This window comes from Microbacterium sp. ZW T6_19 (assembly GCF_044987465.1).
Classification (GTDB): Bacteria; Actinomycetota; Actinomycetes; order Actinomycetales; family Microbacteriaceae; genus Microbacterium; species Microbacterium natoriense_A.
Genome location: NZ_JBJDRH010000010.1, coordinates 131,709 through 141,998, shown reverse-complemented (window position 1 = coordinate 141,998; position 10,290 = coordinate 131,709). Strand labels below are relative to the sequence as shown.

Below are 10,290 nucleotides of genomic sequence, written 5' to 3'. Positions count from 1 at the left end.
CGCCGGCGCCGGCTTGGGGCCGGGCTTCGGGCCAGGCGTCGGCGCGCCGGACTTCGCGGCTGCCGGCTTGGCAGCCGCGGGCTTCGCGGCGGGGGCAGCATCGGCTGCCGGCTTCAGCGAAGCGTCGGACTCGATCGCCGCGCGCAGCTTGCGCGCCACGGGCGGTTCGATGGTGGAAGACGGGCTCTTGACGAATTCGCCGAGCTCCTTGAGCTTTGCAAGTGCGACCTTGCTGTCGACGCCGAGTTCGGCGGCGATCTCATGTACGCGTGGTTTACCAGCCACAATTCTCCTGTCTGGGGTCGGTCTGCCCCAGACAGGGCAGACCATCAGTCGCGGACGGGTCTCATTTCGAGCCGTTCACTTTGTTTCCATAGCTGTTCAGCCTTTGTTTCTGGATGGATACTGTTCGATGGTCTGCGTGTCCACAGTGGCGGACACACGCAGTGCTCGTCCGAAAGCACGTCGCCGCAGTGCGGCTTCCATGCATTCCCGCGTCGGATGCAGCCACGCGCCTCGCCCTGGCAGCACGGCGCCTTCATCGATGATGAGGATGTCGTCCTGAGACACCACTCTGAGCAGAGTGGTGCGGGGAGCACGCGTGCGACAGCCGACGCACGTTCGTACGGGTTCCATCTTACACCTGCGTTTCACCCGGGACCGACGCCCTCGAGGCGAGTCCGGGAAGCGGATCAGTCGAGGATGCTGTCCGGCTGGATGTCGATCTTGGCTCCGGTGAGCTTCGCGGCCAGGCGGGCGTTCTGCCCCTCCTTGCCGATCGCCAGCGAGAGCTGGTAGTCCGGAACCAGCGCACGCACGGCCTTCGTGCCGGCATCCAGGATGAACGAACTGGTCACCCGTGCAGGCGACAACGCGTTGGCGACGAACGCCGCCAGCTCGGGGTTGTAGTCGATGATGTCGATCTTCTCGCCGGCGAGTTCCTCCGTGACGGCACGGACACGACGACCGAGCTCTCCGATGCAGGCGCCCTTGGCGTTGATCGCGGGATCGTTGGCCTTGACCGCGATCTTCGTACGGTGGCCGGCCTCACGGGCGAGCGAGACGATCTCGACCAGGCCGGCGGCGATCTCGGGCACCTCGAGGGCGAACAGCTTGCGAACCAGCCCGGGGTGGGTGCGCGACACGGTGATCTGCGGCCCCTTCAGCCCCTTGGCGACGCTCGTGACGTAGACGCGCACGCGCGAACCGTGTGTGTACTCCTCACCCGGCACCTGCTCCTCCGGCGGCAGGATCGCCTCGACAGACCCGAGATCGACGTGGATCATCCGCGGGTTGGGGCCCTGCTGGACGACGCCGGCGACGATGTCGCCCTCCTTGCCACGGAACTCTCCGAGCACGGCGTCGTCGGCGATGTCGCGGAGCCGCTGGCTGATGACCTGCTTCGCGGCGAACGCGGCGATGCGGCCGAAGTCGTCGGGCGTGGCATCCTCTTCGCCGATGATCGCGCCCTCTTCGTCCTTGACGACCTGAAGGACCGCGACGTGACCGGACTTGCGGTCGAGGTCGACGCGGACGCCCTCAGGGGCGGGGCCGTCGCCGGCGACGTGCTTGTTGTAGGCCGTCAGGATGGCCTGTTCGATGATCGACACCAATTCGTCGAAGGGGATCGCCTTCTCTTTCTCGATCCCACGCAGCAGACTCAGTTCGATGTCCATGACGGCCTCTCTATTCAGCTCTCGCCTCGCGCGATGAACCGCGGGCATCCGTCCAGGATACCGGACAGCGCGGGACCGATGCGCATCACGAGCCTCCTGGCCGGACGCTTTCCGTCCGGCCAGGAGGCTCGCGGTGTCGGAGACCGGTGAGTACCGGATCAGGCGCGGTAGGCCTGCACGACGGCAGGTCGCGGAGCGGTGGGGACGTCGCCGGGTGCGCTCGATCCGTAGTCGGGGAAGAGCGAGTGCGGGGCCTCGAACGTTCCGTCCTCGCCGGGGTGCTGCACAGCTACGAACACCAGCCCCTCCTTGTCGTGGATGACAGGGCCGCAGGTCTCCGCATCGCGCGGGACGGCGAGGAACTGCTGCACGTGCCCGCGCTCCGCGCCGGTGAGCGGTACCTTGAACAGCCCGTCAGCGCGGCCGATCGTGCTCGGCGCGCCGTCCGTCGAGATCCAGAGGTTTCCTTCGGAGTCGAAGGCGACGTTGTCGGGGCAGGAGATCGGCGAGACGAGCTCCTTCGGGAAGCCGGCGAAGTACGCGTTCCCGAACGTGGACGGATCGCCGCACAGCAGCAGGATGCTCCAGCCGAACGTCGTGCCGGCTTGCCCTGATGTCTCGGTCATCTCGACGACATGGCCGTAGCGGTTCCCGGTGACGGGGTTGGCCTCGTCGACCACCTTGCGGTTCGAGTTGTTCGTGAGCGCGACGTAGATCTTGCCCGTCAGAGGGCTCGGCTGGACGTCTTCGGGGCGGTCCATCTTGGTGGCGCCGACGGCATCCGCCGCGAGGCGCGTGTACACCAGCACTCGCTCGGTGCTGAATCCGGGTACCACGCTCTTCCCACCCTGCGTGAGCGGGATCCACGAGCCCGTGCCGTCGAATGCCCCGTCGGAGGGAAGCGCCCCGGTGCCGGATATCTCGGAAGCCGGCGAGTTCCCGGTGAACTTCGCGACGTACAGGTCGCCCTCGCTCAGCAGAGACAGGTTCTTCTTCCGCGAGCCGGAGATGCGGTTCTTCGACACGAACTTGTAGAGGTAGTCGTTGCGCTCGTCATCGCCCATGTACGCGACGATCCGTCCGTCCTCCGCCACGTGGATGTTGGCGCCCTCGTGCTTGAAGCGCCCCATCGCGGTGTGTTTGCGAGGTGTCGAGGTGGGATCCTGCGGATCGATCTCGACGATGTACCCGAAGCGGTTGGGCTCGTTGACGTAGGCGGGATCGTGCGCGTTGAAGCGCGGATCGTAGGTCTCCCACCCCGTCGAGGTGGACGTGGTGCTGGTGCCGGAGTACCGCTTCTGCTCAGCCGTGTCGGCCGCCCAGGCGAAGTACCCGTTGAAGTTCTCCTCACCGGAGAGGATCGTGCCCCACGGCGTCGTTCCACCCGAGCAGTTGCCCAGAGTGCCGTGGACCCAGCGCCCTTCCGGATCGGCGGCGGTCTTCACCAGCTCGGTGCCCGCTGCGGGCCCGGTCAGCTCGAACACGGTCTCGACCGTGATGCGGCGGTTGCGGCGGCCGTCGACGACGTACGACCACGGCTGGCCCACCTTGCGACGGCTGATGTCGACGACCGACATGCCCTGGGCGGCCTTGTAGATGTCGCCCCGGCGCCGCAGTTCGGCGGCGTCCGTCGTCGCGGGGAACATGATGTTCGGGTTCACGTACTCGTGGTTGTTCACCAGCACGCCGGTCTTGCCGCTCGGGTCGGCGACGATGTCGAGGTAGTCGCTGTTGTAGCCGAACTGCTCGGCCTGGGCCTGCGGAGTCTGGGCGGCGAGATTGAACGCCGGCGTGCGGGAGAACAGCGGATCGCCCCAGCGGATGATCGGCTTCCAGGTGAAGCCGTCCGGCACCGTGAGGGCATCGACGTCCGCGGGGACCGATGCGATGGGGCCGAACGAGAGCCCGGCGGTGCCGGGCTTGCCGGATGCGACGCCCGCTCCGCCGACGCCGATCGCGCCGGGAGAGGACACAGGCGTGTCGCGACCCACCCCGACAGCCAGCGCCACTGCCGCCGCGGCGCCGAGGCCGAAGAGCGCGCGGCGCGAGAAGACCGCGGAGGCGATGGAGTGGAAGTCCTCGTTCGCGGAGGTGTTGCACTCCGGCCCGAGGCACGCGTTCGCGCACTTCAACTCGCAGGTGACGGCCGAGCGCTTCCCACGCACGTGGTCGGCCATCGGGAGCGGGCGGCGGGTGTGGTCTGCCAGGGTCATCGGGTCCTCCTCGTCGGGATGCTGCCGGAACAGCTTCCTGGCTCGAGGTGACGCTGCGGTGAACGCTCTCTTAACCCTTGCCGATCAGGTCGCCGAAGGCAGTGCGTTGATCGCGTCGATCAGGCGGAACAGGTTGCCCACCTGCCACTGGTCGAAGTGCAGCGCCAGCCGCGGCAGGTCGAGCAGATCTTGGTCGCCGACCTCCGGAGCGAGCGGTGCGGCCCGCTCGATGCGCCCGGAGAGCAGCATCGACGCGAACCTCGCGTTCAGGTCGTCGATCTCAGCATCCGTCGGCTCCGCCTTCAACCGCAGGACCAGAGTCTGGCCCACCCAGCGGAGAGAGTCGTAGTTCCGCCAGAATCCGGTGATCCGTGCGGTGGCCTCCTCGATCGAATCGGTGATCATGACCCGGTCGAAGTCTCCTTCGGAGATCACGCCGGTGGGTGCCAGATCCTCGTCGATGAATCGCTTGAGGCCCTTCCAGAATCTGCCGTCCTGCTCGTCGAGCAGCACGATCGGCATGGGCTCGGCCTTGCCCGTCTGCTGAAGCGTCAGAAGCTCGAACATCTCGTCGAGCGTGCCGAAACCGCCGGGCAGGCAGATGAACCCTCGGGACTCCTTCATGAGCATGAGCTTGCGGGTGAAGAAGTACTTCATCGCGACGACGTGGTCGGAGGCTTCGACGACCGCATTCGCCTTCTCCTCGAACGGCAACCGGATCGACACGCCGAGCGAGAGCGCGGGACCCGCACCCTCGGCCGCCGCCTGCATGATCCCGGGGCCCGCACCGGTCACCACCATCCAGCCGTCGGCCGCGAGCGCCGCCGCGACGTCTCTCGCCTGCACGTACAGCGGATCGTCGTGCCTGGTACGTGCGGATCCGAACACTGTGACCTTCGGGATCCCCTCATAGGGGGCGAACAGCCGGAAGGCATCGCGCATCTCGGCGAGGGCGGCCGAAGCGATCTTCAGATCGAGACGACTCGTCCCGTCCTCCCCGAGCAGCACGGCTGTTCGCAGCATCCGCATCACCAGCCGGCGATCGGCGTGCACCCCTGCGTCGTCCAGGACTCGATTGATCTCGGCGCTGAGCGCTGCCGGCAGCGGTTCCTCGGTCATGCCTCCAGCGTGTCATGCTCCGTGCGCGACAGACGACGCAACGCCGTCCGCGTCAGCGGGCGCCGACCTCCTCTACGACCGCCCTGATCTGCGCATGAGGCAGTGCGTGGCTGACGTGCCCGTCGCGACCGACCATGTCACGCGCGGCGACGAGCGCATTCCACACTGCCTCGTCGACAGCCTCCACCACCGCCGTGAGGAACGGATCGATCCGCCCCCACGGGATGAAGCGAAGAGTCTCGTATTCCGCTTCGGCGGATGCCGGGAACGACGAGGTCAACGCCCCCTCGTTCGCGGTCGAGAAGGCGAGCATGATGTCACCGGAGAAGTGCCCGCCGACCGTGCCGCTGCGCCCGAGACCGACGGTGCCTCGTCTGGCGAGCGCGGCACACTGACCGGGTAGCATCGGCGCGTCTGTCGCGATCACGACGATGGCCGAGCCCGCCCCTCCGGGCGCGCAGAGACGCTCACGCTCGCGGTGGAACCAGCCCTCCTCCTCGATCGGATTCGGGGTGGTCGAGCGCGCCCCGATGTCTGCACCCCCGAGCCGGAGCTCGGCGCGGGATCCGAAGTTCGCTTGGATGAGCACCCCGACCGTGTACTCGTCATCACCGTGCGCGATGACGCGCGAAGCGGTGCCGGTGCCACCCTTGAACCCGTAGCAGTTCATACCGGTGCCGCCGCCGACGTTCCCCTCCGCGACCGGACCGTTCGCAGCCGCATCGAGCGCCGCGACCGCATCGTCAGGGGCGACGTGCCGGCCATTGATGTCGTTCAGATAGCCGTCCCAGGTCTCCCCCACCACCGGCAGCATCCACTGTGCGGCGACATGCGGGGCGGTGTCCGCCATCCATCGGTCGATCCCGGTGTGCACGGCGCCGACCGAGTGCGAGCTGGTGATTCCGATCGGCATCGAGAGCGATCCGGATTCGTCGATCCAGGCGCGCCCGGTGAGCTCCCCGTTGCCATTGAACGAATGCACGGCAGCCGCGCACGGCGATCCGATCCCCTCGCGCCCCCGAGGGAGGACCGCGGTCACCCCGGTGCGAACGGCACCGGCCCCTTCCCCGCTCACCAGCGTCTGGAATCCGACCGCCAGCCCAGGCACATCGGTGATGGCGTTGAGGGGACCCGGTCGACCATCGAAGCGGATGCCGAGCGAGCGCGCTCGCGCGGTCTGCGAGTCGTGCGGTCCGGTCGTCGCTGACATGAGGCTCCTCTAAAGATGAACAATTGTTCAGATTGTAGACCTATTTTGTTGTATTTGCTTGACTTCTGGACATGAGTCCTTTTGACTCTCTGTTCAGGTTGACCTGCAGGGGCAGCCTCTCACCTCTCGAGATCGCGGAGCCCGCAGATGTCTCAGCAGAACCCCTCTTCCTCCCCCGTGACGACCTCCACCACACTCGCTCAACGCAGACTCGGCGTATGGGCGATCGTGTTCTTCGTGGTCTCGGCGGCCGCGCCGCTGACAGTGGTGGCGAGTGCCGCGTCCACCGGCTTCCGCTTGGCGGGGATAGGCGGACCCGGCGCGATGCTCGCATGCGGCGTGGTGCTGATCCTGTTCGCGTTCGGATTCACGGCGATGTCCCGCTACGTGCGGAACACCGGCGCCTTCTACGTGTACGGTGCGCGCGGTTTGGGGAAGCCCGTGGGCATCGGCATCGTGTTCGTCACGATCTTCTCGTACGCGGCGCTCTGCATCTGCTTCTACGGCTTCGTCGGCTTCTTCGGCGAGATGACCTTCGCCGCCTTGTTCGGTGTCGAGCTTCCTTGGACTGTATACGCCGTCGTGGCGCTGGTGATCGTCGGCGTTCTGGGTTATCGCAAGATCGACGTCGGCGCCAAGGTACTCGCCGTGCTGCTGACTGCGGAGGTCGCCATCCTGCTCATCCTCGCGATCGCCGTGCTGGCGCAGGGCGGACCGGAGCCGATCTCCTTCGCGTCGTTCGCCCCTGAGAACGTGTTCTTCGCGGCGGGAAGCGGCGCGCTGTTCGTATTCGGCTTCGGCGCCTATCTGGGTTTTGAGAGCACGGCGATCTACACCGAAGAGGCGAAGGATCCGCGTCGAACCGTGCCGGCCGCAACATACATCGCTATCGCATTCCTGGCGGTGTTCTACGCATTCACTTTCTGGGTGCTCACCGTCGCTTTCGGTATCGACGGAGTGGTCACGCTGGCGCTGCAGGACGACTTCCAGGACATGGTGTTCCACGCAGGCGGCCAGTACCTGGGCGTCTGGGCTTCGATCACCATGCGCATACTCATCGTGACGAGCTTCTTCGCCTGCCTGCTTGCCTTCCACAATGCCAGTTCCAGGTACCTGTTCTCGGTCGGACGTGAGCGTCTGCTTCCGTCGTGGCTCGCTCAGACGCAGCCGAGCTCGCAGGCTCCCCATCATGCGAGCCTTGTCATGTCGCTGATCTCACTCGCCGCCATCGCTGCGACCCTGATCACGGACTCCGATCCGTTCCTCGGATTCGCACTGCCCGTGTACTCCGTGGGCGTCGCGGGTCTCGTCTTCGCGCAGGCCGTGACAGCGGTCGCGGTCGTCGGGTTCTTCCTGCGCGACCGGCGAGGACACAACTGGTGGCGAGTGATCTTCGCGCCCGCGCTCGGCGCCGTCGGACTCATCGTCGGCTGGGTGCTGATCGCCATGAACTTCGACCTCGTCACGGGCCTCACGGGGCCCGTGAACGTCACCCTCCTGGCGCCGACCCCGGTGCTGTTCGCAGCCGGCATCGTGGCCGGACTGGTGCTCAAGCGGCGTAATCCCGCGCACTATGCTGAACTCACCACGCTCGTGCCGGACGACGAGTGAGGCCGGGCATCGGGAGGGCTACGTGGTCGAGCAGAGAGGGCGCGCAGCTCGTCGTGCCGAACTGATCTCGGCGACCAGAAGGGTGGCCGGGCGCAGCGGGCTCACACGCACGAACGTGAGGGCGGTCGCGGCCGAGGCCTCTGTGAGCACGGGGAGCGTCCTGTATTACTTCCCGACGTTCGACGATCTGATGTTCGCGACGGTCGAGGGCGTGCTCGAGGAGATGTACGAGAAGCGTCGGATGATCGCCGAATCCGAGCCCGATCCTGCGAAGCGTCTGGTCGCACTCATCGTTGCGGGCGTTCCTGATGAGATCAGCGATCACCTCCGGATGGCTTACGAGAGCATCCCGCTCCTGCGCGAACAGCCCGAGTACCGTCCGCTGCACCGATCGATCGTGGAGCGGCAGGTGGCACTCTTCCGTTCGACGATCGAGATCGGTGCGGCCATCGGCGTCTTCCGGCCGACGGCCGACCTGACGGTGATCGCACGCAACATCGTCGCCCTCGAAGACGCCTACGACCTCTATCCACTGATCGGTCTGGAGCACGGCGCGGCCACATATCGGGCCAACATCCTGTCCTATGCGCGGACCGCACTGGCCTGCGAGCTGGACCTCCAGGCTTCGCCATGATGCACGAGAGCCGCACCGCCCTCTCCGGACGGTGCGGCTCCTCGCGACTCAGCGGACGGTCAGGCGGGCGATCGCCTCGGCGGACGAGAGCGCGTCACGTTCGCCGGTGGCTCGATCCCACAGCTCGACCTGGCCGTCGGCGGCACCACGCCCGACGATGACGATCTTCGGCACACCCACGAGCTCGGCGTCGCCGAACTTGACCCCGGGCGAGACCTTGGGGCGGTCGTCGTAGAGCACGTCGAGTCCGGCCGCTTCGAGCTGGGCGGAGATGTCCGAGGCGACGTCGAAGGCGACTTGATCGCGGCCGGCCGCGACGACCTGCACATCGAACGGGGCGACCGAGGCCGGCCAGATGAGCCCCTTGTCGTCGTTGTTCAGTTCGGCGATGATCGCGAGGATGCGCGTGACGCCGATGCCGTACGAACCCATCGTGACGGTGACGAGCTTGCCGTTCTCGTCGAGGACTTTGAGCCCCAGGGCCTCGGCGTACTTGCGTCCGAGCTGGAAGACGTGGCCGATCTCCATGCCGCGGGCGAGCTCGACCGGGCCGGAGCCGTCCGGAGCAGGATCGCCCTCGCGGACGTTCGCGATCTCGATGATCCCGTCGGCGGCGAAGTCGCGACCCGCGACGACCGAGTGGGCGTGCTTCTGATCCATGTTCGCGCCGGTGATCCAGCTCGTGCCCTCGCTCACACGCGGGTCGACCAGGTACCGGATGCCGGTGGCAGACTCTTCGCCGAGCACGGCCCCGGTCGGCGACCAGGGACCGATGTAGCCCTTGACCAGCAACGGATTCTTCTCGAAGTCGTCCGCAGTCGCGGTCTCCACCTCTGCGGGCGCAAATGCCACCTCTGCGCGCTTCTCGTCGACGTCGCGATCACCGGGGATGCCGACGATCACGAGTTCGCGGGTGCCGTCGAGGTGCGTCAGGGCGAGAACGACGTTCTTCAACGTGTCCGCCGCGGTGTAGTCGCCGTCGAGGTTCGCGTTGCAGTGCGCAACCAGGGTGTCGATCGTGGGCGTGTTCGGCGAGTCGAAGATCATGGGTGCCGCATCGGCGTCGAACGGGATCGCTGCAGGCACCGCGGTCGTGAAAGCCTCGACGTTGGCGGCGTATCCGCCCGCGCTGCGCACGAAGGTGTCTTCGCCGACCGGCGTGGGGTGCAGGAACTCCTCGCTGCGCGAACCGCCCATCGCGCCGGCATCCGCCTGCACGATCGCGTACTCCAGGCCGAGCCGCTGGAAGATGCGCTCGTAGGCATCGCGCTGCGCCTGATAGCTGGCGTCGAGCCCTGCATCCGACGCGTCGAACGAGTACGCGTCCTTCATCGTGAATTCGCGTCCGCGGAGCAGACCTGCACGAGGACGCGCCTCATCGCGGTACTTGTCCTGGATCTGATAGATCGTCAGGGGCAGGTCCTTGTACGAGGAGTACAGGTCCTTCACGAGCATCGTGAAGGCCTCTTCGTGCGTGGGCGCGAGAAGGTAGTCGCCGCCCTTGCGGTCCTGCAGACGGAAGAGCAGATCGCCGTACTCGTCCCAGCGCCCCGTCGCCTCGTATGCCTCGCGTGGCATGAGGGCCGGGAAGTGCACCTCCTGCGCACCTGCCGCGGCCATCTCCTCACGGATGACGGCCTCGATCTTCGCCTTCACGCGCAGCCCCAGCGGCAGCCAGGCGAAGATGCCTGCCGCCTGCGGTCGGATGTAACCGGCGCGGATCAGCAGCCTGTGGCTGGCGACCTCGGCGCCTGCCGGGTCTTCGCGGAGCGTGCGGAGGAAGAAGTTCGAAAGACGAGTGACCACGGGACGATTCTAGTTGCCCGT

9 protein-coding genes are annotated in these 10,290 nt (G+C 66.8%); 2 read left to right on the top strand and 7 right to left on the bottom strand.

Annotation, left to right across the window (positions count from 1 at the left end; all coding sequences use genetic code 11):
- The 6 genes from ACI3KT_RS15400 to ACI3KT_RS15375 form a co-directional block, all read right to left on the bottom strand.
- Nucleotides 1-330, bottom strand: a 330-nt coding sequence (locus ACI3KT_RS15400) for a translation initiation factor IF-2 N-terminal domain-containing protein (RefSeq protein ID WP_404905388.1), incomplete at its 3' end; no start/stop codon positions are given.
- A 51-nt stretch (nt 331-381) separates the two neighbouring features.
- Nucleotides 382-636 carry a YlxR family protein gene (locus ACI3KT_RS15395; protein WP_404905386.1) on the bottom strand — a complete coding sequence of 85 codons (255 nt, stop codon included), beginning with the start codon at nt 634-636 and terminating at the stop codon, nt 382-384.
- A gap of 56 nt (nt 637-692) precedes the next feature.
- A complete protein-coding gene (gene nusA, locus ACI3KT_RS15390; protein ID WP_404905384.1) occupies nt 693-1,676 on the bottom strand; it encodes a transcription termination factor NusA in 984 nt (327 codons plus the stop codon).
- Nucleotides 1,677-1,834: 158 nt separating this feature from the next.
- Nucleotides 1,835-3,889 (bottom strand): PhoX family protein, encoded by a 2,055-nt coding sequence (locus ACI3KT_RS15385; protein ID WP_404905382.1) that lies wholly within the window; start codon nt 3,887-3,889, stop codon nt 1,835-1,837.
- Nucleotides 3,890-3,973: 84 nt separating this feature from the next.
- Nucleotides 3,974-5,008 carry a TIGR00730 family Rossman fold protein gene (locus ACI3KT_RS15380; protein ID WP_292905750.1) on the bottom strand — a complete coding sequence of 345 codons (1,035 nt, stop codon included), beginning with the start codon at nt 5,006-5,008 and terminating at the stop codon, nt 3,974-3,976.
- A 52-nt stretch (nt 5,009-5,060) separates the two neighbouring features.
- Entirely contained in the window at nt 5,061-6,218 is a 1,158-nt protein-coding gene (locus ACI3KT_RS15375; protein WP_404905380.1) for a P1 family peptidase, read from the bottom strand.
- 147 nt (nt 6,219-6,365) lie between these two features.
- On the opposite strand from ACI3KT_RS15375, the gene ACI3KT_RS15370 reads away from it, so the two are divergent.
- Both ACI3KT_RS15370 and ACI3KT_RS15365 read left to right on the top strand, forming a co-directional pair.
- Nucleotides 6,366-7,829 (top strand): APC family permease, encoded by a 1,464-nt coding sequence (locus ACI3KT_RS15370; protein WP_404905378.1) that lies wholly within the window; start codon nt 6,366-6,368, stop codon nt 7,827-7,829.
- 22 nt (nt 7,830-7,851) lie between these two features.
- Entirely contained in the window at nt 7,852-8,463 is a 612-nt protein-coding gene (locus tag ACI3KT_RS15365) for a TetR/AcrR family transcriptional regulator (RefSeq protein WP_404905376.1), read from the top strand.
- Nucleotides 8,464-8,511: 48 nt separating this feature from the next.
- On the opposite strand, the gene ACI3KT_RS15360 is transcribed toward ACI3KT_RS15365, so the two are convergent.
- Nucleotides 8,512-10,269, bottom strand: coding sequence for a proline--tRNA ligase (locus ACI3KT_RS15360; protein ID WP_404905374.1), 1,758 nt, complete (start codon nt 10,267-10,269; stop codon nt 8,512-8,514).
- Nucleotides 10,270-10,290: the final 21 nt, after the last annotated feature.

Coding starts and splice junctions, on each gene's coding strand:
- ACI3KT_RS15395 (WP_404905386.1), bottom strand. CDS start 636: ATGGAACCCGTACGAACGTGCGTCGGCTGTCGCACGCGTGCTCCCCGC.
- nusA (WP_404905384.1), bottom strand. CDS start 1,676: ATGGACATCGAACTGAGTCTGCTGCGTGGGATCGAGAAAGAGAAGGCG.
- ACI3KT_RS15385 (WP_404905382.1), bottom strand. CDS start 3,889: ATGACCCTGGCAGACCACACCCGCCGCCCGCTCCCGATGGCCGACCAC.
- ACI3KT_RS15380 (WP_292905750.1), bottom strand. CDS start 5,008: ATGACCGAGGAACCGCTGCCGGCAGCGCTCAGCGCCGAGATCAATCGA.
- ACI3KT_RS15375 (WP_404905380.1), bottom strand. CDS start 6,218: ATGTCAGCGACGACCGGACCGCACGACTCGCAGACCGCGCGAGCGCGC.
- ACI3KT_RS15370 (WP_404905378.1), top strand. CDS start 6,366: ATGTCTCAGCAGAACCCCTCTTCCTCCCCCGTGACGACCTCCACCACA.